Origin of the sequence: Methylobacterium sp. 77 (assembly GCF_000372825.1) — a bacterium.
Classification (GTDB): Bacteria; Pseudomonadota; Alphaproteobacteria; order Rhizobiales; family Beijerinckiaceae; genus Methylobacterium.
This window is the reverse complement of the sequence record NZ_KB910516.1, coordinates 1,306,146-1,329,528: the sequence shown is the minus strand read 5'-3', so window position 1 is coordinate 1,329,528 and position 23,383 is coordinate 1,306,146. Positions and strand designations below refer to the sequence as shown.

Here is a 23,383-nt window from a genome sequence, read left to right as displayed (position 1 = left end):
CGGCAGCGCCCCGTCCGCATGTCGCTCCGGGCAGCGTTCCATGAGAGAAAACTAAGGGAATCCTGCAAGATATTTCCTTGCTTTGGCGCGTCCTGGGCAATAGGTATCTCTCAAGCGCGGTCGTGCCGCGCATCTGAGATGTCTTCTCAGGAAGACTTGCAACGCAGGAGAAACATCATGGCTTGGACTGCACCGGTTGTTCTGGAAGTGTGTGTCGGCATGGAAGTCACCAGCTACGAGTCGGCTGAGATCGACACCTTCAATTAAGTGGATCGGAAGCTTCCAAGCTTCCTCCAGACGCGACGAGATCACGATCTCCGGGATGAGCCGCCTTCGGGCGGCTTTTTCCGTTTCAGACCTGCCTGCAAGGCGGACCTGCCTCCAGGCTTGAGCCTCGCACCGGGAACCGATGCTCTCGCGGGTTGAGCGAGCTCCCGTTCGCGTCGGGCCGGGGCGCCGATGTGCGTCCGAGCACAGCGAGACGGACCAAGCTCAGCCATGAAACATTCAGGCAATATCTGCGCACGATGACACGGTGACCACCTGATCCCACCCGAGCCCAGGAGCCTGATATGACAGCTGCACGCCCCTTCCGCTGGCTGCTCGCCCTCGTCTCAATGGTCTTGCCCGCATCCGTGATGGCGGGCCGCACCGCCGCAGAAGGATGCGAGCGCGGCAAGGCGCAGGATCTCCAGAGCCAGGTCGTGTTCCGGCACTACATCTGATCCCGTCGCCGCTGGCCGTTCCAGGCCGTCAAGCATGTGACGGCACGATCATGGACTATTCCGTCATTCTTCGCCGCGCGCGGGCGACTCTGCCTCCCCTGACTCATCACGGCCGATGGCCCAACGCTTCGACGAGGGCCGGGCCTCACGATCGTGGGTCGGCCCCGGATGGATCGAGCGGACTTCGCCACTTTTGGGCGGCAATGCGGGGATGCCGACCACCGTCCTTCAGGTCCGGTTCAACCTCCACGGCCTAGCTTGAGCGGCCTTGCGAGACGGGCCGCCACCATCGGAGTCGGCGACCTCGCGGCAGGGCGCGTCGCGCACCCCCGTGGAAGCCATGCTCGCTCTACCGACAACGGTCCTCGGCACGATCATCCTGCGGGCCACCCTCACGGAATCGCAAGAGCGTGATGTGGCTGCCTCGGCGTCCCGAGCGGTCCTGCGGAGCACGATGCCCGCCCTCGACCTCGCCTTCGGCCTCGATCGCGAAACCGATCTGCCGGAGAACATGGCAGCGCTGATCGCGAAGCTCGATGCCGGCCCGCTGGGCGTCCGGTCACAGGGACCGAGTCCGTCCATCGAGACGGAGGCGCCGGACCTCGCCGCGGCAGCGTCGGGCATGTCACGATGGGTAGTGCCGGCCTGCGAACCGGCATGACCGTCGGACACTCATCAGGTCGCGTCACTTCATCGAGACGGGTCCGATGGGGGTGCCTTGACGTCGATCGGGCCGAGCAAGGTGAATTGGCCAGTCTCGATCGGCATCCCGCACAGTGAAGTCCGGATCTCGGGTAAGTTGATACGCCGTCGAGAGGCGGCGGGACCAGTCTTACGACATCGACGCCCGCCATGCTAAACTGATCGCGTCACGTCGGCGTCCGATATCACGTGTCGGAGATCCAGCGGCGGGTAATCTCCATGAGCGATCCGCGACCGCCATCCCCGTCTCTCCCGGCTCCCGCCCAGACCATGGTGGCTACCCAGGCAGGCAGCCGCAAGCAGCGGGTCGGCCGCCGCATGATCGAGGAGGCCAGGAGGATCCTCGGCATCTTCCTGTACCTCCTGGTGGTCTTCGGTATCCTCATCCTTCATGAGCACATGGTCCTGTCGCGTCATGGCCTGAGCTACGGGTTCTACGGCCTCGCCTTCATCAACGCCTGGATCCTGGCGAAGATCATGCTCGTGGCCGAGAGCCTCGATGTCCGCCCCCATTTCCAGGGACGGCCGCTGCTCTATCCGATCCTCGCTCGATCCTGCGCCTTCGCGGCCATCCTCGTGAGCGCCTACCTGCTCGAGGAGATGGGGCTCGCACTCTGGCGCGGAACATCGCTGGCCGACAGCGTGCCGGCCATCGGCGGAGGCGGATTTCGCGGTCTCGCTTCGGCCTGGGCGATCATGGCCGTCGCCCTGATCCCGTATTTCACGTTTCGGGAGCTCGGCCGGGCGATCGGGCGTGAATACTTGCACACGCTCCTGTTCAGGGGCGAGCCTGAAGCGGCCCGACCGAATACGCGGGCCAGCAACGATCCTTGACCCCATCGCCGCAACGGCCCGGATGTCGATCGCATACCAAGTCTCGGCGAGTCCCACCGAGGTCCGGCGGACGAAAGCCGCCGCGCCGTCGCGCGGTCCGACCGCGATGATCCACGCTCATCGAGGTCTGGTATCGGGCCGTTTCCGTCCCGTCCGATCAAGCCCGCCTGCGCCGAAGCTGCGAGAACGAGGCGACGGTGCCCGCTTTCGGTGACCGTGCCGAAGACAGGAACGAGCATGTTCCGCCTTTTCCCCCGATTGTGTGTCCTGCCTCTCCTCGTCGGGCTCAGCCTGCCCGCCCGAGCGCAGCAGCCGGCCGCGCCCGCGGCGGTCCCGGTCGGAACGGTGACGGCCGAGCGCAAGGCCATCGACCAGACGCTCGATTTCGTCGGCCGCATCGAAGCGGTGGGGCGGGTCGAGATCCGCGCTCGCATCACCGGCTTCCTCGACGCCGTCCTGTTCAAGGAGGGCGCGGCGATCAAGGAGGGGGCGCCGCTCTATCAGATCGAGCCCGACCTGTTCGAGGCGGCGGTCAAGCAGGCCGAGGGCGCCCTCGAACGCACCAAGGCCGCCTACACCCTGGCGGCCATCCAGCTGCAGCGGGCTCAGGAGCTACTCGATCGGAACTCGGGGACCGTGGTCGCCCGCGATCAGGCCCGCGCCGCCCTGGATCAGGCGAAGGGTGCCGTCACGGGTGACGAGGCGAACCTCCAGACCGCGCGCATCAACTTCGGCTACACGCAGATCTTCGCTCCCATCGCCGGCCGGATCGGCCGGACCAGCGTGACGAAGGGCAACGTGGTCGGCCCCGACAGCGGCGTCCTGACCTCCATCGTCAGCCAGGACCCGATGTACCTCACCTTCCCGGTGAGCCAGCGCGAATTCCTGCGCTACGAGAAGGGTGGAGAGCGCCCCGACCGCAGCAAGATCGCGGTCCGGATCCGCTTCTCGGACGGCACCGCCTATGGCGAGGTCGGGCGGATCGACTTCGTCAATGTCAGCGTCGACCGATCCACCGACACGGTGATCGTGCGGGCCACGATGCCGAACCCGACGGACGCGCTTCGCGACGGTCAGCTCGTGCGTGTCGACCTCCAGGCCGGGCAGCCGGAGCAGAAGGTCGTCGTGCCGCAATCGGCCCTCATCGCCGATCAGGGCGGCGTCTACGTGTTCATCGTCGAGGACGGCCGGGCCGCGACGCGACGCGTCAAGCCGGCCCCCGGCGGCAGCGGCCCGGACGCCGTCATCGCGGAGGGCCTCTCGGGCGGCGAGCTCGTCATCGTCGATGGCCTGCAGCGGGTGCGGCCCGGGATCCTCGTTCAGGCGACCCCGGTCAGCCAATCGGCCAGCAGGATCTGAGCCCATGTTCTCCGCCATCTTCGTCGACCGACCGCGGCTCGCGGTGGTGATCGCCATCGTCATCTCGATCGCGGGCGGGCTGGCGCTGCTGACCATCCCGGTGGCGCAGTATCCCGACATCGTGCCGCCGCAGGTCTCGGTGACGACGATGTATCCCGGCGCCTCCGCCGACGTGGTGGAATCCACCGTCGCCCAACCCATCGAGTCGCAGGTCGTGGGCGTCGACAAGATGATCTACATGAAGAGCGTCAGCGGCAACGACGGCAGCTACACGCTCACCGGCTCGTTCGAGCTCGGGACCGATCCCGACATCAACGCGGTCAACGTCAACAACCGCGTCCAGATCGCGCTCGCCAAGCTGCCGGAAGATGTCCGCAAGCAGGGCGTCACGGTCAAGAAGAAGTCTTCGGCCCTGCTCGGCGTGCTGGCGGTCTACTCGCCGACGGCGACGCAGGACCCGCTGTTCATCTCGAACTACGTGACGATCAACCTGCTCGACCGGGTCAAGAGCACGCCCGGCGTCGGCGACGCGACCCTGTGGGGTCCGCAGGATTACGCGATGCGGGCCTGGGTGCGGACCGACCAGCTGACGGGCCTCAACCTGACCACGGGCGACGTCATCGGGGCGATCCAGGCGCAGAACGTCCAGGCCCCGGTGGGGCGGATCGGCGCCCGCCCGATCTCGGACGAGCAGCAGCTCCAGCTCAGCATCCAGACGCAGGGCCGGCTGACCTCGGCAGAGCAGTTCCGCAACATCGTCCTGCGCACGAACCCCGACGGTTCGGTGCTGCGCCTCGGCGAGGTCGCCCGGATCGATCTCGGCGCGGCCAGCCTCGACCGCGAGACGCGGCTGAACGGCAGCCCGGCCACCGTCATCGCGATCTACCAATCGCCCGGCGCCAACGCCCTCTCGACCCTGAAGGAAGTCGAGAAGCGGGTCGGAGAATTGGCGAAGACCTTCCCCGAGGGCCTTGCCTGGAAGGTGACCTACGATCCGACCGCCTTCATCACCGAGACGGTCCACGAGGTCCAGAAGACGCTGATCGAGGCCTTCGTGCTCGTCGTCATCGTGGTGTTCCTGTTCCTCGGCAGCCTGCGCGCCACGCTGATCCCGACGCTCGCCGTGCCGGTCAGCCTGATCGGCACCTTCATCGTGCTCAAGGCCGTCGGCTACTCGGCGAATTCCGTCTCGCTGCTCGCCCTGGTCCTGGCCATCGGCATCGTGGTCGACGACGCCATCGTAGTCGTCGAGAACGTCGAGCGCGTGATGGAGGAGCACCCGGACCTGTCGCCCCGGGACGCGACGAAGCAGGCGATGGCCGAGATCACGGCGCCGATCATCGCCATCACGCTGGTCCTGCTCTCGGTCTTCGTGCCGGTCGCCTTCGTGCCCGGCATCTCGGGCGAGCTCTTCCGCCAATTCGCCGTGACGGTGGCGGTCTCGATGTTCATCTCGGCGATCAACGCGCTGACCCTGTCGCCGGCCCTGTGCGGCGTGCTGCTGCGGCCCCATCACGGGCCGCGCCGGGGCATCATGGGCTTCGTGATGCGCTCCATCGACCGTGTCCGCGACGGCTACGGTGCCACGGTCGCCCGCATCGTGCGCGTCTCGCTCCTCGGTCTCGTCCTCGCCGGTGCGGCGGCCTACGGCACGGTCGAGTTCGCGAAGATCACCCCGACCGGCTTCCTGCCCGAGGACGACCAGGGCGCCTTCTTCGTGGTCGTGCAATTGCCGGAAGGCGCATCGGTCGGGCGCACCTCCGAAGTCGTGGCCCGCGCCGAGGCCATCCTGCGCGAGGAGCACGCGGTCGCCGACACCACGTCGGTGATCGGCCTCAACTTCATCGACAATTACTCGCAGGGCAACGCGGCCTTCCTGGTGGTGACCCTCAAGCCGTTCGAGGAGCGGAAGGCGGCCGCGGACGGGGCGACGGCCCTGATCGCGCGGCTCGGCCAGCGGTTCCGGGAGGTCCCCGGCGGGACCGTCGTCCCGCTCGCGCCCCCGCCCATCATCGGCCTCGGTACCGGCGGCGGCTTCAGCTACGTCCTGCAGGACCTGCGCGGCGGCGATCCCAAGGAGCTCGCCCAGGTCCTGCGCGGCCTCGTCGTGGCGGCGAACCAGGAACCGCAGCTGAACCGCGTGTTCAGCACCTTCTCGGCGACGAACCCGTCGGTCTACCTCGATATCGATCGCGACAAGGTGCAGGTCCTCGGCGTGTCCCTGAGCGCCGTGTTCCAGGCGCTCCAGGCTTCGCTCGGCGGCTTCTACGTCAACGACATCAACCTGTTCGGGCGCACCTGGCAGGTGCAGGTCCAGGCGGAGGCGGCCGACCGGACCAGGATCGACGACATCTACCGGATCAATGTGCGCAACAAGGACGGCCAGATGGTGCCGCTGCGCTCCCTCGCGGAGGTCCGGATCGTGGTGGGGCCACCCTCGCTGATCCGCTACAACAACCTACGCGCCGTCACGATCCAGGGCTCGCCCGCGCCGGGCATCTCGTCGGGCCAGGCCCTCGCCGCCATGGAAGGCGTCGCCGCCCGGACCCTGCCGGCGGGCTTCGGCGGCGAATGGACCGACACGGCCTTCCAGGAGAAGCGGGCCGAGGGCAAGACGGCGATCATCCTCGCCTTCGCGGTCCTGTTCGCCTTCCTGTTCCTGGTCGGGCTCTACGAGAGCTGGACCATCCCCGTTCCGGTACTGCTGTCGGTGACCGTGGGAATCGTCGGCGCCTACGCCGCCATGGCATACGGCAAGCTCACCCTCGATCTCTACGCGCAGATCGGCATGATCGTGCTCATCGGTCTGGCGGCCAAGAACGGCATCCTCATCGTCGAGTTCGCCAAGGAGAAGCGCGACAAGGGCGTTCCCCTGCGGGAAGCGGCCACCGAAGGCGCCCGCCTGCGCTTCCGGCCGGTGATGATGACCTCCTTCGCCTTCATCCTCGGCTTGCTGCCCCTCGTAATCGCCACCGGCGCCTCGCAGCTGGCCCGGCGCAACGTCGGAACCCCGGTCTTCGGCGGCATGATCGCCGCGTCCTTCATCGGCATCTTCGTGATCCCGCCCCTCTACGTGCTGTTCCAGAGCCTGCGAGAGCGGGCCTGGAGCCTCATGGGAGGCAAGAAGGGGCGGACCGACGCATCGGCGGCGGAGCCGGCCGGCACGGCGGGGCACCTTCCGGCCGAGTGAGGCCATCCGGTCGCGCGAGGCACGGAGAAAGGACGATCGATGACGGACGACGAGACCGCACTCAGTCCCGATGGTCCGCACCTTCCGTAGGCGCGTCTGCCGCTCCGCCGCGGCTCATGGCGAGCAGCGACGGTAGCCGGTCCCGGTCGGGTCCTGCTCATTGTAGTAGCGTGTCAGAAAGCCGTTCGCCTGCGGCTTCATGTAAACCCTGACCTCCTGGGCCGCCACGGCGTTCGCACAATCGAGGACGAGACGCTGACGGTCCCCGGTCGGTCGAACCGACACGATCCTGCACGTCGCCATCGGTGTTCTCAGACGCGTGCCGGAAATGATGAAGGCAGGTGCGAAGATGTCGACGGGCTTCTTGTAGGAGGCCCCTTTCCCCGAGGATGAGAAGACGTCCGCGCAGTCGCGCCCGTCCAGCACCCAGGTGCCCTGGTAGCCGGAGGGACCGGCCCCCGCCGCCTGCGTGGCCGGCACTCCGGCCGAGGCCGCGAGGCTCAGCCCGAGCGCTGCGGCGGCAACGAAACCTGGCGCTGTCATCGCTGCTTCCTCCACCCATTCTACCGGAACGGTTGACGTGTCTCATCCGGGACGGACGCGTTGGCCTGCGGCCGACCACGTTTCTCCGCCGGGTGGTTCGCCGAGCGCCAGGCGCTCGGCGTCATGCCCGACCAGCGCCGGAAAGCGTGGCTGAAGGCGGCCGGCTCGGAGAAGTCGAGGACCGCCGAGATCTGCGTCATGTTCATGTTGGTGTCGGTCAGGAGCTGCATGGCCAATTGGAATTGCGCCTCGTTGGCGAGCTCCTTGAACGTCGTTCCCTCGGCTTTCAGACGACGGCTCAAGGTCCGTCGATTGACCAGCCGCAAGCGCGCGACCCGCTCCGCCTTGCAGCGCTGCCGCGTCACCTGAACCCGGAGATACTGACGGAGGTCATCCGTCAGATTGGACGAATGCTCCGCCTCGAGCCGGCGGATACGCCCCTCCGCTCGCAATCGGACGGCCGGATTTGCCCCCTCGATGCGCTGTTCCAGCAGTTTGGCCGGAAACACCAGGGCGGCCATCTCCTGGTCGAACCGGACGGGTGCTCGGAAGAAATCGCCGAAGGGGGCCGCGTTGTGAGGCGCCGAGCGCGGCAGCAACACCTCCAACAGAGCCCAGTTGGAGCCGCACAAAGCCCGAAGGACGCTGGTCGTCGTGGCGAGAGCCCTCTCGGAATGGAGGGCCGCGCCCTGGGCGTCCGGCCCATAAGGGCAGTAGCTGAAGACGGCGACATGGCTGTCGATGCCGAGCCCGACCACCGCGCCCCAATTCTGCACGCCGGAATGGGCTTCGAGAGCCCGCAAGGCGTCGCCGATCGTCGCCGAGTGGCCCATCAGCAGGCCGAGCAGGCCGAGCGAGGCCAGGGTGGCGCGCTGTCCGACGAGAAGTCCGAGATGCGGGCAGCCCGTGCGGTCGGCCCCGAGGGCGATCAGGCGGCCGAGGGAGGCGTAGGGAACGCGGGTTCCGCCGCCGTCGAAGAGCCGCGGATCGAGCCCGATCTCGGCAATGAGGTCATCCGGATTAGCACCGAGTTCGACGAGGGTGATGTAGACCGCCTGCGCCACGCCGGGACGGGTCAGGCCGACGGGGGGCGGTGTCTCGGGGACGTTCGGGATGTCGGTCGCATTCGACCAACCCGACACTGTGCCCATACGCGATGCAGCGGAAGTGGACGTGGAAGTGGACATGGAGACCATCACCCCCCAAACGCAGCGACCATACCGTGCGTCGGTCAAGCTACACAATTACAACTCCCGGACTACCGATGAGATTGACGTATACAAAAGTGAATTTTCTCAGTAAAAGTCAAAATCAACTGACAATTTTATGCGTATTCTTTAATTTACATCCCACCATTTGAACGCGTTCTAGATCGGACATTCAAAATCCCTGTCAGACCGTCCGTTTCTACATGAATCAACCCTAGGTCACGCGTCTTACGGCAATGACGATCTATGGCGGGTGCCGTACATTGTGGTGCCAGACGCGATTGTTTGAAAAAATCGCGATCGGACTCGTCGCGTGTCCTGTTCGATCAAGTGGCGCGACGAAGTGGGCGGTACCGTCATCTGTACGAACACAGTGAATCGTGAGCGATGTACGAACACAGTGAATCGTGACCGATCGCAATCCGATCGGGCAGGCGTCGACCGGCGCAGCTGCTCCGACGCTTTGGTCATGCCGCGAGGCTGCGGATTCAGGTGATCGGGCCAAATATTGCTGATTGTGCCATCTCCGACCTGCCAGAATTCGACGTTTGTCCCGTTCGATCAAGCATAGATTTGAATTCGTGATTATAAGTCAGACCGGCTAGACGATTCGAGTGAGCAGGCGCACCGACGATTGCCGTCCCGCTTGTGCCCGAGGCCCTCCACCCAGGAGATACACTCATGAAAACTCTGCTTATTGCATCCGTGGCCTTCGCCGCCTTGCTCATCACGAGCGTCGTGGCCGATGCGCGCGGCTTCCGCGGGGGTGGCGGAGGGTTCAGGGGCGGCGGCGGCTTCCACGGAGGGGGGATCCGGGGCGGCGGCTTCCATGGCGGCCGGGTCGGCGGCTATCGCGGAGGCTACGGCCGGGTCGGACGATACGGCCACGGCTACGGGCGATACGGATATCGCGGCTATGGATATCGCGGCTATGGCTTGGCTGCGGCCGGGGTCGGCGCAGCCGCCGCCGCGGGCTATTACGGCTCGTCCTATCGCGGTTGCGGGCCCTATGCTCAGTACGACCCGTATTCCGGCGTCTGCCGCCCTTACTGAGGGGAATTCCGGCGCTCCGGTGAGGACGGACCGGCGCATTTGTTAGACACGTTCGAGCCGCTGAAGGCGCGAGCGACCGCCTCTCGACGAGGCCGGCATCCACGGGTGGGGAGGTCGAGCGCCATGATCCTCAGGATGGGTTCTTCGGTCCTTCTCGCCGTGTGTCTGCCGTCATTCGCGCTCGCCCAAACCGGCGGAACGGCACGCCAGCCGGCGGTGCTCCTCCACGGCCATTATTGCGGCCTGGGCAACGACGCGCCGCTGCCCCCGATCGATGCCGTCGATGCCGCCTGCGCCCGGCACGACGCCTGCGTGCCGAACGGTGGTCTGCCCGCTCGGGCCTGCAACCTTCGGCTCCAGCGGGAGATGGCCTTCCTGTCTCGCGACCGGAACCAACCGGACGACCTGCGGGCACTGGCGGCTTTCATCGCCGCCGGCGCTGCGGTTCTGCCTTTCGACCCCCATGGCCCCGATTCGGTCGTCGGGGCTCCCGTGCCGGCAGGCACCGGCTGGTATCGACCCGGCGCGTACCGTTTCGCTGACCACCCATACTGACGACCCGGTTTCAACGACACGATGGCGCGTTCGATCCGGTCGAGGGGAGAGAACAGCGCAGATCGATAAGGCCCCCTGTGTACTTGTACGGGAGTTCGGTCATGAGCGATTGGTTCGTGGGAACATTGCGAAACTACCCGGAACTGGCGATTTTTCTGTCACTGGCCATCGGTTTTTCAATAGGATCGCGAAAGATCGCCGGCTTCAGTCTGGGAAACGTCACGGCGACCCTTCTGGCTGCAGTGGTCATTGGCCAGCTCGGCATCACGATTTCGCCGAACGTCAAGGCGGCCTTCTTCATCCTGTTCATCTTCGCCATCGGCTACGGCGTCGGCCCGCAATTCATGAGCGGATTGACCAAGGAGGGCCCGAAGCAGATCGCCTTCTCCCTCGTCGTTCTCGCTCTGTGTCTGATCGTTCCGCTTCTCTGCGCCCGCATCGCGGGGCTCGATCTCGGATACGCGGCCGGGCTCTACGCGGGATCGCAGACGATATCGGCATCGATCGGCGTCGCCTCCGACCAGATCTCGCGGCTCGATTTCACGCCCGAGCAGATCAAGACCTACAACGATCAGATTCCGATCGGCTATGCCGTCACCTACATCTTCGGCACCATCGGTTCGGCGATCATCCTGGCTCAGCTCGGCCCGAAGCTGATCGGCGTCGATCTCGCCGAGGCCTGCAGGGACTACGAAGCTCAGATGGGCGGCGGCGGGAGTCCGGACGCGGGCCTCACCTCCGCCTACCGCCAGATCGAGTTGCGCGCCTACCGCATCGGCAACGACCGCGGCATCGTCGGGCAGCCGGTCAAGCAGCTCTGGCCCGGCCTCCGCGTCTTCGTCGAGCGCCTGCGACGCGGGGCGGAGATCATCGACGCGGATGCCGGCACCGTGCTGCAGCCCGGCGACATCGTCGCGATCTCGGGGCGCCGGGAGCATATCGTCGAGGCGATCGGCCCGATGCTCGAAGAGGTCCAGGATCGCGAGCTGCTCGACGTACCGGCGGAAGTCATCGACGTCTTCGTGACCAACCGGAAGGTGGGGGGCCTGACCCTCCGGGAGCTGTCCGAGTCCGAATGGGCGCGCGGCGTCTACCTGCGCAAGATCACCCGCAACATGGTCGAGATCCCGGTCCTGCCGGGGACGCATGTCCTGCGCGGCGATATCCTCACCCTCGTCGGCGGCCGCCGCCACATGGAACTGGCGATCCAGCATCTCGGCTACGCGGACCGGCCGGTCGAGGCCACCGACGTCGCCTTCCTCGGCGCCGGCATCGTGCTCGGCGGCTTCGTCGGAGCCTTGAGCTACAAGGTCGGGGGCATTCCGATCAGCCTGTCGACGACGGGCGGTGCGCTGCTGGCGGGGCTGTTTCTGGGTTGGCTTCGGACGATCCGACCCGTCTTCGGCCGCATTCCGGGGCCTGCCCTGTGGCTCATGAACACGCTCGGCCTGAATGTGTTCATCGCCGTCGTCGGCATCACGGCCGGGCCGGGCTTCGTCGCCGGCGTGAAGTCCGTCGGCCTGAGCCTGTTCCTATGGGGGGCCATCGCGACCTCGGTCCCGATGATCCTGGCCGTCTATATCGGCCGGTACGTCTTCAAGTTTCATCCAGCCATCCTCTTCGGAGCCTGTGCCGGCGCCCGAACCACGACGGCGGCCCTGGGCATGATCCAGGAAGCGGCGAAGAGCAAAATTCCGGCGCTCGGCTATGGCATGCCTTACGCGGTCGGCAATACTGTGTTGACCATCTACGGGATGGTCGTTGTGCTTCTTTATAAGTGATCGCAAAATCGCAGGAGTACTTCCATGGACGATCATTTTCATCTCAAGGACTTTGAAGCTCTCAGTCCATTCGAGATCAAGGACGAGCTCATCAAGCTTGCCAAGGCGACGTCGAAGCGAACCCAATCGGCCTTTCTGAACGCCGGTCGCGGCAATCCGAACTGGATCGCCACCACGGCTCGCGAAGGCTTCTTCCTGCTCGGTCAGTTCAGCGTCGGCGAGAGCCGGCGCGTGATGAGCCACCCGGCCGGTCTCGGCGGGATGCCCCAAGCCCCCGGCATCGCCAACCGTTTCGAGGCCTGGCTCGCGGAGCACGGCGACATGCCGGGCGCGCCCTTCCTGTCCGCCATGGTGCCCTATGCGGTGAAGGCCTTCGGCTTCGAGCCGGACGCGTTCGTGCACGAGCTCGTCGATTCGATCATCGGCGACAATTACCCGGTGCCGGACCGTATGCTCGTCCACAACGAGACGATCGCGCACGAGTACCTGATGTGGGCGATGTGCGGACATAAGGCGATCGCCGGCAAGTTCGACCTCTACGCGGTCGAGGGTGGCACCGCGGCGATGTGCTACCTGTTCAAGTCGCTCAAGGCCAATCGCCTGCTGCATCCCGGCGATACGATCGCGCTGGGCACCCCGATCTTCACGCCGTACCTGGAGATGACGCATCTCGAGGATTACGCCCTGAACGTCGTGCACATCAAGGCGCCGCAGGAGAACAAGTTTCAGTTCACCGACGAGGAGATCGACAAGTTGCTCGATCCGAAGGTGAAGGCCTTCTTCGTCGTCAATCCGGGTAATCCGACCGGGATGGCTCTCAGCAAGGAGACGACGGCGAAGATCGCCAAACTCGTGAAGACCAAGCGCCCCGACCTGATGATCCTCACCGACGATGTCTACGGGACGTTCGTGGATGATTTCCAGTCCTTGATGGCCGAGCTGCCGCAGAACACGATCGGCGTCTATTCATATTCGAAATACTTCGGCTGCACCGGATGGCGTCTCGGCGTCATCGCCGTTCACGAGAACAACATCTTCGACAAGAAGATCGCAGAACTGCCGGCGGCCGAGACGGCCGCCCTCGACAGGCGCTACGGCGCGCTGACGCTCGAGCCGCGACAACTCAGATTCATCGATCGCATCGTCGCCGACAGCCGCGACGTCGCGCTCAACCACACCGCTGGCTTGTCGCTGCCGCAGCAGGTGATGATGAGCCTCTTCTCGCTGGCCGAACTGATGGATGAGAAGAAACGGTACCAAGCCGCCTGCCGGGAGATCGTCGATCGGCGCGCACGGGCGCTGATCGAGGGCCTGGGCCTCACGCTCACGCCAAATCCGAACTTCGATGCGTATTACGGCCTGATCGATTTCGAGTTCTGGGCGCGGAAGAACATCGGTGACGAGGCCGTCGAACACCTGAAGCGCAACGTCCACCCCCTCGACCTCGCCTTCCGCCTGGCCGAGGTCCACGGGATCGTGCTGCTCAACGGCGGCGGCTTCGAGGCACCGAACTGGTCGTTGCGCGTCTCCCTCGCCAACCTGCCCGACGATGTCTACGACGATATCGGCCGCGGCGTCCGCGCCATCGCGCGCGGCTACCGGGATGCCTACGAGGCCCGTCAACATGCGCCCGAAGAGAGAAGGAGCGTCGAGGGCGTGCCGGCGGAGTAAGCACCGCACGTCCCCGCTCGGAGCATCTGACAGACCGGCACGGAGCTCCGCTGCCGACGTCGCTCCGGCTCGACCGCGTCGTCCAGGCGGCACGAAGGCTGGCGGAAGGGGTGGGATTCGAACCCACGGTGGAGTTGCCCCCACGGCGGTTTTCAAGACCGCTGCCTTAAACCACTCGGCCACCCTTCCAAGCCGTTGCAAAAGCTAGATATTTTGCCTTTGCCGATACTTGGACTTTTCGTCCATTGCTACCGGATTGCTACCCAATCATCCGGCCGCCTTGTCTATGGCGGCGCGCATGGCAGCGTCAACCGCCGGCACCGCATCCTCGCGCCTTCCCGACATTTGATGAGAGGAGAGAACGGGGCAGGGTGGCGGCGCTCCAGGTCGTGGATGGCCAGGTACGCAACGAGGTGGGCGCCTGCCGTTCTGCGGGGCAGCCGGTTGTGGAGACGTGGTTCGCGAGCCCCGTCCGGCCTCGACTTACCGGCCTCCGAGAGAGGGGCCGCCGGCCGTGCCGCCCGTGCCCGGCGGGCTGCCGGTCGGCGTGCCGCCGATATTCACATCGGGTGTGCTGCCGGGAACGGAAGCAGGGCTGGGATTGCCGGGAATGGCTTCAGCGGGCCGCTGGGCGGACTCGTTCGGCCGAGGGACCGGACCGGGCTCCATGGCGGGCGTCATCACGCCGGTATTGCCCGCGCCTCCGGTCGGAGCGAGCGGCTCGGCAAGGGCCGGGCCCGCCAGGACCAGTCCCAGCAAGGCGGAAAGGGTGAAGGTCGTGCGTGCCATGAGGCCATCCAGTCGAATGCGGGTGGTCACGCAACAACCGGCGTCGGGTTAAGTTCAGCGAGAGCGTACGCCGTCGGCCCATCTGGCGACGATATCCGCGGCAGGAAGCGCCGGAAAACTGGACTGCCCCCGTCCGATGCATCGCACCGACCCTGTGGCCTCACGCAGGGGCGAGGCGGGAGAGCCGGTCGAGCAGGGCGCGGTCGTGGAGGAGGGCCATGCGCTCCTTCGGGCTGAGCCAGGCGGCGGCCTCGGCGATGGTCTCGGCTTCCACCACCTTGGCCTGGGCGAGGGCACGGTCGGTATCGATGGTGCCGCGGGGGCGCTGCGGCATCTCGGGCAGCATCAGGGCATGCGCTTCTGCGAACCTCGCATCGGCATGGAGGGAGCGGATCGCGTCGTCCTCGTCGAGACCGCCTTCGGCGTTGCGGGCGGCCAGCGCCCCGGCGCTCACGGCGATGGAGGGTGGGTCGCGCTCCTCCGGGGTCATCAGCAGCCCGAGGCGCTTGAGGGCGAGGCCCCAGCTGAGCTGGCCGCTCGCCCAGGAGATCGGGATGGCGAGGACGAGACCGAGGATCGTGGGCGACATCCACAGGAACAGCGAGGTGGCGATGGCGAAGGCGGCGATGCCGGTCACCAGCCCCAGCACCATGTGCCAGCGGTGGCGGCGAACGATGTCGCGCAGCGGGATCGAGCCGTCGTCGCGCCGTTGCGGGTTCCAGCCGGTATCGCGCCCGACCAGGATCTCGAACACCGAGCCGGATTGGATCAGCATGGCGATGGGCGCGATCAGCGCGGAGAGGATCGTCTCGATCAGGCTCGACAGGACGAGGCGGATGGCACCGCCCGAGGCCCGGCGCACCGGCCCGTCGATGAGGGCCAGGATCAGCCCCAGCAGCTTCGGCGCCAGCAGGATGCCCATGGTGAGCCCGAACAGCTGGAGCGCGCGAACCGGATCGAAGCGCGGCCAGACCGGGTAGAGCCCGAATTCGGAGGTGAAGTATTCCGGCCGCACATAGGCGGTCTGGAGCACCAGCGCGATACCGACCACGAGCTGGCCGAGCCAGAGCGGGGAGGCGACGTAGCCGGCGATGCCGGTGGCGAAATGCTGCCGCGAGGCCATGGCGAGACCCGCCGTCCCGATGATGCGGCTGTGCTGCAGGTTGCCCTGCGCCCAGCGCCGGTCGCGCACCGCGACGTCGATGAGCGAGGGCGGGCTCTCCTCGTAGGAGCCGGGCAGGGCCGGCAGCATGGTCACGCTCCAGCCCGCCCGCCGGATCAGCGCGGCCTCGACGAAATCGTGCGACAGGACGTGACCGCCGAAAGGCGGTTTGCCCTTGAGGTCGGGCAGGCCGCAGGCTTCCGCGAAGGCGCGGGTGCGGATGATGGCGTTGTGGCCCCAGTAATTGCCGTCGCGGCCCGACCAGACCGAGAGCCCGGTGGCGATGACCGGACCGTAGATGCGCGCCGCGAATTGCTGGACGCGGGCGAACAGGGTGTTGCGGTTGATGATGAGCGGGAGCGACTGGATGATGCCGGAATCGGGATCGGCCTCCATGGCGGCGGCGAGTTGGACCACGCAAGGACCGGTCATCAGGCTGTCGGCGTCGAGCACCAGCATGTGGTCGTAGGCCCCGCCCCAGCGCGAGACGAAGTCGCCGATATTGCCGGCCTTGCGGTGATGGTTCTTCGCCCGGTGCCGGTAGTAGAGCCGCGCATCCTCGCCCCAGCGCGCGCGCAGGTCCAGGAACGCGCGCTCCTCGGCGATCCAGGCGTCGCCGACCGTCGAATCCGACAGGACGAAATAGTCGAACGCGTCGCCGAGGCCCGTGGCGTCGATCTCCGCCCTCATCGCCTCGACGGCGGCGAAGGTGCGGGCAGTGGCCTCGTTGTAGACCGGCATCACGATGGCGGTGCGGGTCGAGAGCCGTGTCGGCGGAAGCGGCGCATTCCGGCGGCGCAGGAGCGTGAGAAAGCCGAGGATCGCGCTCATGAAGGAGAGGGCGATCCAGGAGAAGTTCAGGGTGAAGAGCACGAGCAGCACATATTGCAGCGCCGTCGTCCCGCCCGATACCGCGACGACCTCATACATCTCCAGGGCGCCGTAGGCGGTCAGCAGCGCCGCGCCGCCGAAGACGAGGGCGCGGGCGAGCCACGGCCGCGGCAAGGGCTGGGCAGGCCGGTGGCCCGAGGCCGCGTCCCAGCGGTCGAGGTCCTGCACCGGCATGGGCAGCGACGATTCGGGCGGCATCGCCGGCCGAAAGGCGGCCGGGGCGGCGGGGGGAAGCGCGTGCGTGTTCAGGGTGTCCACCGGTAGAGCCAGGTTTCGGTGACGGGGGCATCGCCGCGCTTGAGCAGGAGGCGCAGTTCGCAGGCCTTCTCGCCACCCGTATCGAGCTCGAAGGAGACCCGCACGGTCTTGCGATCGGGATAGCGATAGAGCGTCGGGGGCGCCACCGTGCCGGGCGAGGTCAGGAGGGTCGGCTGCAGGTCCGGATCGGCGAACAGGATGTCTCCGGTGAAATCCACCAGGAAGAGCCGGCGGTTGCCCTCTCCCTTCGCCTTGCCGCTGCGGGTGCCGGAGACGAGGGCCACGGGGGGAGCTTCGGGCGGCTGCCAGCACCAGTGCTGGCGATAGCTGAAGGCGTGCTCGGTGCCCGCCTCCAGCTTGGCCTTCGGCCGCCAATAGGCGAGGATGTTCTCGTTGAATTCGGAATCGCTCGGGATCTCCAGGAGCGTCACCGCGCCCGGCCCCCAATTGCCGAACGGCTCGAGCCAGAGGGACGGGCGCCACTCCCAATGCTGGACGTCGTCCTCGAAATCGCCGTAGCGGCGCGCTCGCTGCATCAGGCCGAACCCTTTCGGGTTCTCGTCGACGAAGGACGAGACCTGCAGCGTCTCCGGGTTGCGGGCCGGGCGCCAGATCGCCTCACCGGCGCCGGTGCGGATCTGCAGGCCGGTGGAGGCATAGGCACCGGCCCTGGCGTCGTCGGCGCCGCGCCGGTCGTAGGGGCCGAAGAAGTAGCTCGTGGTCATGCCCCCCAGGCCCAGATGGTCGATGGCGGCGCGCGCGAACACCGTGCCCTCGACATCGCACAGGGAGGCGCCGCCCGGCCTCAGGCTCATCCTCAGGGAGGCGGTGGCGGAGGCGGAATCGACGAGGCAGTGGAGCACCAACGGGCCGCCGGGACCGGGCCGCTCGACCCAGATGGCGCGGAGTTCGGGAAACTCCTCGCCGCGTGAATCGGCCGGGCGCAGGGTGAGGGCGCGCGCGGTGACGCCGAAGCCCTGGCCGGCGGCGATGAGGCGGAAGAACGACGCGCCCTGGAAGGTGGCGAAATCGGTGAGCTCGCCGCCATCGAACCGGGCGCGGATGCGCAGGCCCGAATAGCCGGGATCGTCCTTGAACTCGGGCAGGGCAAAGCCTTCCGCCTCGAATCGCGACCGGTCGTAGGCCAACGGCCGAACCTTGCCGTCCTCCACCAGCGCCAGGGCGACGCGGCCGGTAAAGACCGAGCCGCGATGCAGCGGCTCGACGGTGAAGCCAAGATTGTCTTGGGACCAGACCGCGCTGCCCGGAGCGGTGCGGATGGCGTTGTACTGCTCCCGGTTGAGGCCGGTCAGGGCACCGGGCAGGTCGTCGGTGCGCGGGGCGGCGTAGGGCCGCTTGGCCAGCGCGCGGGCCAGGTCGGCCACCATACCAGCCTGGAACGGCGTGCCCGCGGCGGAGAGGGCGGGGGCCGCGTCCTCGGCCAGGGCAACCCCGGCGGAAAGGCCGGGCAGGGCGCCCATCAACGCAGCCACGCTCCCCTGCCGCAGCAGGTCGCGCCGGCTGTGATCCTGTGATCCCGTCGTCACGGGATCATTGGAGATACGTTCCATCATGGCGCGGCGAAGTCCCAGAATCGTCGGCGTCATTGGACCTGTGATGTCGGCGCGGAGGAGGCGCGGGGTGCGGTGCGGCGGTTCCCGGCTTTACCATGGGGCAGCCTGAATCCAACCTTAAGCCCGGAAGGGCCGAAACCGTTCAAACCCACCCGGATTTTCCGACGTCATCGCGGAGGAGCGGACGATAGGGGACGGAACGGGACGAGCGGACCGCACTGGCCGAATGGTCGCGCCTATGACAGATACCGAGGGGTCGTTCATGTCAAAAGAGGCTCCTCATGGCACTGATCCCATGCCCTGCCTGCACGCGACAGGTCTCGGTACAGGCCCTGGCCTGTCCGGGTTGCGGCCATCCGGGACAGCCAACATCCTCCACCGGAGGCGGTGTCGCACGCGTGCTGGGGAGCGTCGCCGGCACCTACATCTCTACCACCACGTTGGCGAGCCTTGTCCTCGGGGTCGTGATGTTCGTGTGCGTCGCCGCCGTGCTGATCACCCTCATCATCAAGAGCCACTGAGCGGCGCCGCTCGGGTCCGATCTCCATCCGTGAATTCGGCTTTTCGACAGGCAGGGTTGCCGAAAGGCAGGCTTACGGACGGGCAGGCTTGCCGACAGGCAGACTTGCCACCCGGTAAGCCGCACAGTAGCGCAGCCGACAGGACGCGAACCGGCCCCGGGCCCGACAGCGGCGGAGCGACGATGACGGCGCAGACCAGCACCACGACCGAATTCGATACGACGAGCGGACGCAGCCTCACCGCCATCGTGCTGGCCGCCGGCAAGGGCACGCGGATGCGCTCCGACCTGCCCAAGGTGCTGCATGCGGTGGCCGGACGGACCATGCTCGGCCACGTGCTCGCCGCCGCGCGCGAAGCCGGGGCGAACCGCATCGCCGTCGTGGTCGAACCGGGGCAGGGGGCGGTGGCCGCCGAGATCGAGCGGGCGGCGCCCGGCGCCTCGGTCCATCCGCAATTCGAGCGCCTCGGCACGGCGCATGCGGTGCTCGCCGCCCGCGAAGCGCTGGAAGCGGGTTCCGACGACGTGGTGATCGCGTTCGGCGACACCCCCCTCATCACCGGGGCCACCCTCACCCGCCTGCGCGCGCCCCTGGCCGAGGGGGCGGCGGTCGCCGTGCTCGCCTTCACGGCGGAGAATCCCACCGGCTACGGACGGGTGCTCACGCAAGGCGGACGCGTGCTCGCCATCCGCGAGGAGAAGGATGCGAGCACGGAGGAGCGCGCCGTCACCCTGTGCAATGCCGGCCTGATGGCGCTCTCCGGGCCACATGCCCTCGCCCTGCTGACGCGGATCGGCAACAACAATGCGGGGCACGAATATTACCTGCCCGACGCCGTCGCTCTCGCAGTGGCAGACGGGCTCGACGTAGCGGTGGTGCCCGTGGACGAGGCCGAGGCGCAGGGCGTCAACGACCGGGTCCAGCTGAGCGTCGCCGAGGCGACAATCCAGGCGCGCCTGCGCCGTGCGGCGCAGATCGGGGGCACGACGCTGGTGGCGCCGGAGACGGTTTTCCTCAGCGTCGACACGGTGTTGGGCCGGGATGTTCTGGTGGAACCTCATGTGGTCTTCGGCCCCCAGGTGACCGTGGGCGACCGTTGCGTGATCCACGCCTTCTCGCATCTCGAAGGCGCGACCCTGGCGCAGGGCGTGAGCATCGGCCCCTATGCCCGGCTCCGGCCGGGCGCGGTGCTGGAGAGCGGCTCGCGCATCGGCAATTTCGTCGAGATGAAGAATGCCCGCCTCGGCGAGGGCGCCAAGGCCAACCACCTGACCTATCTCGGCGATGCCGAGATCGGGCCGGGCGCCAATGTCGGGGCCGGCACCATCACCTGCAATTACGACGGGGTGAACAAGCACCGCACCGAGATCGGGGCCGGCGCCTTCATCGGCTCGAACACCGCCCTGGTGGCGCCCGTGAGCGTCGGGGCCGGCGCCATCGTCGGCGCGGGCTCGGTCATCACCGCCTCGGTGCCGGCCGATGCCCTCGCCATCGCCCGCGGTCGCCAGCGCATCATCGAGGGCATGGCCGGCGGAATGCGCGCGGCCTTGCAGGCGATGAAGGCCGCCAAGCGATCCTCGGGCCTCTAATGGCGCCTCCGCTTCTTCGCGGATGCTGCACGAGGCACTGAATTGGAGCTCGATCCAGAGCAAGATCTGGCTTTTTCATAACCTGAAGGTTATAGTTTCAGATGTCCTGGACCGTCGTGCTGCACGATGCATTCGACCCTGAATACGAAGCGTTGTCCGAGCCGGTCCAAGACGCGATTGCAGCCTTGTCGCTGCTTCTCACGGAGTACGGGCCTGCGCTCGGGCGCCCGCATGTCGACACGCTTTCGGGGTCCCGGCATGCCAATATGAAGGAATTGCGGTTCCGGGCCGACGACGGAGTATGGCGGGTCGCATTCGCCTTCGATCCGGAGCGCCAAGCCATTCTCCTGATCGCGGGGGACAAGGCCGGAGTGGCGCAAAAGCGTTTCTACAAGGGACTCATCGCCAGAGCGGACGAGCGGTTCGAGGACCATCTGGCAGCGCGGGAGCGATAGAATGGCACGGACGATGGAACAGGTGATGGCCGCAATTCCGCCCGACCGTCTTGCGCGAATTCATGCTCGCGCGGATGAGATGAAGGCCGAGATCGACGGGCTCAAGGCGTTGCGTCTGCTTGCCGACCGCAGCCAAGAAGACATCGCACGGGAGCTGGGCATCACGCAGCCCGCCGTTCTCAAGATGGAGCGTCAGACCGATCTCTACCTCTCGACGCTGCGTCGGTTCGTGGAAGCGGCGGGAGGCAAACTGGAACTGCGTGTCGAGCTACCCGGCAAAGGCGTGATCTGCCTCACGAGCATGGGTGAACTTGCGCCCTGACACTGCATGACGCCGACCGGCATCGAATCTCGAACATGCGCCCGGCCCATGCGACACCTTCAGAATGCGTCTCCAGAAGCATAAAGTTCATTTTTAACATGACCTTGCCAGATATTGCCGATGGCAAAAATGAAGGCAGGTCATGCGCCTTGTGCGGCAGCGTGACAGGATGGCTGGCGGCACGGTGTCCCGATCCGATACAAGGCCGTCATAGACGGCTTGGGCCGGTCTTTGCGTTGTCACCGCCATGATCCCGGTCCGGGACGGTCGGAGGCCCGTATTGCTTCGGCCCCTCGGCCCAGCCCCTTCGTGTGAGAGAAGCGACCATGTGCGGAATCGTTGGCATCGTCGGGCATGAGGCGGTGGCGGGACAGGTGGTCGAAGCCCTGCGGCGCCTCGAATACCGCGGCTACGATTCCGCGGGCGTCGCGACCCTGGCCGACGGCCGGCTGGATCGCCGCCGCGCCGAGGGCAAGCTCTCGAACCTCGAACTCAAGCTCCGCGACGAGCCCCTGCCCGGAACGATCGGCATCGGCCATACCCGTTGGGCGACGCATGGGCGCCCCAACGAGACCAATGCCCACCCGCACGCCACGGCGCGCCTCGCCGTGGTCCATAACGGCATCATCGAGAATTTCCGCGAGTTGAAGGCCGAGTTGCAGGCGAGAGGCGTGCAGTTCGAAAGCGAGACCGACACCGAGGTCGTGGCGCAGCTCGTCAGCGCCGAGATGGACAAGGGCCTGGGGCCGGTCGAGGCGGTGGCCGCCGCCCTGCCGCGCCTGCGCGGTGCGTTCGCGCTCGGCTTCATCTTCGCCGGCCATGACGACCTTCTCATCGGCGCCCGCCACGGCGCCCCGCTGGCGATCGGCTTCGGCGACGGCGAGACCTATCTCGGCTCGGACGCGCTCGCGCTCGCCCCCTTCACCGAGGAGATCACCTATCTGGAGGAGGGCGACTGGGCGGTGCTGACCCGCGAAGGCGCCGAAATCCGCGACATCGATGGCAACGCGGTCTCGCGCCAGCGCCAGCGCATCGTCGCCCAGGCCTACCGGGTGGAGAAGGGCAACCACCGCCACTTCATGGCCAAGGAGATCCACGAGCAGCCCGAGGTGGTCGGCCGCACGCTGGCGCATTACGTCGACCTCGCCAACGGCCGCGTCGCCCTGCCCGAAGCCCTGCCGTTCGATTTCAAGGACCTCTCGCGGCTCTCGATCACCGCCTGCGGCACCGCCTATTATGCCGGCCTGGTGGCGAAATACTGGTTCGAATCCCTGGCGCGCCTGCCGGTGGAGATCGATGTCGCCTCCGAGGCGCGCTACCGCGAGCCGCCCCTCGACAAGGCCGGCCTGACCCTCGTCATCTCGCAATCGGGCGAGACCGCCGACACCCTGGCCTCGCTGCGCTACGCCAGGGACCAGGGCCAGCACACGCTGGCGGTGGTCAACGTGCCGACCTCCACCATCGCCCGCGAGGCCTCGGCCGTCGTGCCGACGCTGGCCGGACCCGAGATCGGGGTGGCCTCCACCAAGGCCTTTTCCTGCCAGCTCACGGTGCTGCTGTGCCTCGCCATCGCCGCCGGCCGGGCGCGGGGCACCTTGAGCGCCGAGCGCGAGCGCGCGCTCGTCGACGCTCTCATCACCGTGCCCGGCCTGATGGCGGATGCCACCAAGCTGGAAGGTGAGATCGAGCTCCTCGCCCGCGAGGTCTCGAAGGCCCGCGACGTGCTCTATCTCGGCCGCGGCACCAGCTACCCGATGGCCATGGAAGGCGCGCTAAAGCTGAAGGAGATCAGCTACATCCATGCCGAGGGCTATGCCGCGGGCGAGCTCAAGCACGGCCCCATCGCCCTCATCGACGAGAGCGTGCCGGTCATCGTCATCGCGCCCCACGACGCGATCTTCGAGAAGACGGTGTCGAACATGCAGGAGGTGGCCGCGCGCGGCGGGCGCATTATCCTCATCGGCGACGCCAAGGGCGCGGCAGCGGCCGGCCTCGACACCATGGCGACAGTGACCATGCCCGACCTCGACCCGGTCGTGGCTCCCATCGTCTACGCGGTGCCGATCCAGCTCATCGCCTACCACACCGCCGTGTTCATGGGGAAAGACGTGGACCAGCCGCGCAACCTCGCCAAATCCGTCACGGTGGAATAGGCCGGAACCGGCGCCGGGGGCCGTCGATTGTCTGGCGGCCGGCCAAGC

The 23,383-nt window shown here is 67.0% G+C and carries 20 protein-coding genes and 1 tRNA gene; 15 read left to right on the top strand and 6 right to left on the bottom strand.

The window, feature by feature from the left end; genetic code table 11:
• Positions 1-177 precede the first annotated feature (177 nt).
• The 6 genes from pqqA to A3OK_RS0106245 all read left to right on the top strand — a co-directional run bounded on the left by pqqA (position 178) and on the right by A3OK_RS0106245 (position 6,810).
• On the top strand, positions 178-267 hold the full coding sequence (pqqA, locus tag A3OK_RS24700; protein ID WP_019904090.1) for a pyrroloquinoline quinone precursor peptide PqqA: 90 nt from the start codon (positions 178-180) through the stop codon (positions 265-267).
• A gap of 305 nt (positions 268-572) precedes the next feature.
• The gene (locus A3OK_RS24270) at positions 573-725 is read left to right on the top strand and encodes a hypothetical protein (protein WP_019904089.1); all 153 of its coding nucleotides are present in this window, start codon (positions 573-575) and stop codon (positions 723-725) included.
• A 454-nt stretch (positions 726-1,179) separates the two neighbouring features.
• A complete protein-coding gene (locus A3OK_RS23900; protein ID WP_155911961.1) occupies positions 1,180-1,386 on the top strand; it encodes a hypothetical protein in 207 nt (68 codons plus the stop codon).
• Between the two features lie 260 nt (positions 1,387-1,646).
• Complete coding sequence (locus A3OK_RS0106255; RefSeq protein ID WP_051092905.1) at positions 1,647-2,261, top strand: hypothetical protein; 615 nt, start codon at positions 1,647-1,649, stop codon at positions 2,259-2,261.
• Between the two features lie 237 nt (positions 2,262-2,498).
• Entirely contained in the window at positions 2,499-3,620 is a 1,122-nt protein-coding gene (locus A3OK_RS0106250) for an efflux RND transporter periplasmic adaptor subunit (protein ID WP_019904086.1), read from the top strand.
• Between the two features lie 4 nt (positions 3,621-3,624).
• On the top strand, positions 3,625-6,810 hold the full coding sequence (locus A3OK_RS0106245) for a multidrug efflux RND transporter permease subunit (protein ID WP_019904085.1): 3,186 nt from the start codon (positions 3,625-3,627) through the stop codon (positions 6,808-6,810).
• Positions 6,811-6,924: 114 nt separating this feature from the next.
• On the opposite strand, the gene A3OK_RS0106240 is transcribed toward A3OK_RS0106245, so the two are convergent.
• Entirely contained in the window at positions 6,925-7,353 is a 429-nt protein-coding gene (locus A3OK_RS0106240; RefSeq protein WP_019904084.1) for a hypothetical protein, read from the bottom strand.
• A 20-nt stretch (positions 7,354-7,373) separates the two neighbouring features.
• On the bottom strand, positions 7,374-8,540 hold the full coding sequence (locus A3OK_RS22390) for an AraC family transcriptional regulator (RefSeq protein WP_245259319.1): 1,167 nt from the start codon (positions 8,538-8,540) through the stop codon (positions 7,374-7,376).
• A gap of 702 nt (positions 8,541-9,242) precedes the next feature.
• Here A3OK_RS22390 and A3OK_RS0106230 point away from each other — a divergent pair.
• The 4 genes from A3OK_RS0106230 to A3OK_RS0106215 all read left to right on the top strand — a co-directional run bounded on the left by A3OK_RS0106230 (position 9,243) and on the right by A3OK_RS0106215 (position 13,621).
• A complete protein-coding gene (locus tag A3OK_RS0106230; protein ID WP_026596989.1) occupies positions 9,243-9,614 on the top strand; it encodes a hypothetical protein in 372 nt (123 codons plus the stop codon).
• Positions 9,615-9,749: 135 nt separating this feature from the next.
• Entirely contained in the window at positions 9,750-10,169 is a 420-nt protein-coding gene (locus A3OK_RS0106225) for a hypothetical protein (protein ID WP_245259318.1), read from the top strand.
• Between the two features lie 101 nt (positions 10,170-10,270).
• Complete coding sequence (aspT, locus tag A3OK_RS0106220) at positions 10,271-11,950, top strand: aspartate-alanine antiporter (RefSeq protein ID WP_019904079.1); 1,680 nt, start codon at positions 10,271-10,273, stop codon at positions 11,948-11,950.
• A 24-nt stretch (positions 11,951-11,974) separates the two neighbouring features.
• Entirely contained in the window at positions 11,975-13,621 is a 1,647-nt protein-coding gene (locus A3OK_RS0106215; RefSeq protein ID WP_019904078.1) for a bifunctional aspartate transaminase/aspartate 4-decarboxylase, read from the top strand.
• A 99-nt stretch (positions 13,622-13,720) separates the two neighbouring features.
• Here the strand turns inward: A3OK_RS0106215 and A3OK_RS0106210 are convergent.
• From A3OK_RS0106210 to A3OK_RS0106195, 4 genes are all read right to left on the bottom strand, one after another.
• A tRNA-Ser gene (locus A3OK_RS0106210) sits at positions 13,721-13,810 on the bottom strand.
• Positions 13,811-14,104: 294 nt separating this feature from the next.
• Positions 14,105-14,410: a hypothetical protein gene (locus A3OK_RS0106205; protein ID WP_019904077.1), complete on the bottom strand. Its 306-nt coding sequence runs from the start codon at positions 14,408-14,410 to the stop codon at positions 14,105-14,107.
• A 160-nt stretch (positions 14,411-14,570) separates the two neighbouring features.
• Positions 14,571-16,721: a glucans biosynthesis glucosyltransferase MdoH gene (mdoH, locus tag A3OK_RS0106200; protein ID WP_019904076.1), complete on the bottom strand. Its 2,151-nt coding sequence runs from the start codon at positions 16,719-16,721 to the stop codon at positions 14,571-14,573.
• Positions 16,709-18,295, bottom strand: a complete 1,587-nt coding sequence (locus A3OK_RS0106195; protein WP_051092975.1) for a glucan biosynthesis protein D — start codon at positions 18,293-18,295, stop codon at positions 16,709-16,711. Before A3OK_RS0106195 ends, mdoH begins: the two co-directional genes overlap by 13 nt.
• A gap of 281 nt (positions 18,296-18,576) precedes the next feature.
• On the opposite strand from A3OK_RS0106195, the gene A3OK_RS0106190 reads away from it, so the two are divergent.
• From A3OK_RS0106190 to glmS, 5 genes are all read left to right on the top strand, one after another.
• Positions 18,577-18,816 (top strand): hypothetical protein, encoded by a 240-nt coding sequence (locus A3OK_RS0106190; RefSeq protein WP_026596988.1) that lies wholly within the window; start codon positions 18,577-18,579, stop codon positions 18,814-18,816.
• A gap of 182 nt (positions 18,817-18,998) precedes the next feature.
• Complete coding sequence (gene glmU / locus A3OK_RS0106185; RefSeq protein WP_019904073.1) at positions 18,999-20,405, top strand: bifunctional UDP-N-acetylglucosamine diphosphorylase/glucosamine-1-phosphate N-acetyltransferase GlmU; 1,407 nt, start codon at positions 18,999-19,001, stop codon at positions 20,403-20,405.
• Between the two features lie 101 nt (positions 20,406-20,506).
• Positions 20,507-20,860 carry a type II toxin-antitoxin system RelE/ParE family toxin gene (locus tag A3OK_RS0106180; protein ID WP_019904072.1) on the top strand — a complete coding sequence of 118 codons (354 nt, stop codon included), beginning with the start codon at positions 20,507-20,509 and terminating at the stop codon, positions 20,858-20,860.
• Position 20,861: 1 nt separating this feature from the next.
• Positions 20,862-21,182: an XRE family transcriptional regulator gene (locus A3OK_RS0106175; RefSeq protein ID WP_026596987.1), complete on the top strand. Its 321-nt coding sequence runs from the start codon at positions 20,862-20,864 to the stop codon at positions 21,180-21,182.
• Positions 21,183-21,508: 326 nt separating this feature from the next.
• Positions 21,509-23,335: a glutamine--fructose-6-phosphate transaminase (isomerizing) gene (gene glmS / locus A3OK_RS0106170; protein ID WP_019904070.1), complete on the top strand. Its 1,827-nt coding sequence runs from the start codon at positions 21,509-21,511 to the stop codon at positions 23,333-23,335.
• Positions 23,336-23,383: the final 48 nt, after the last annotated feature.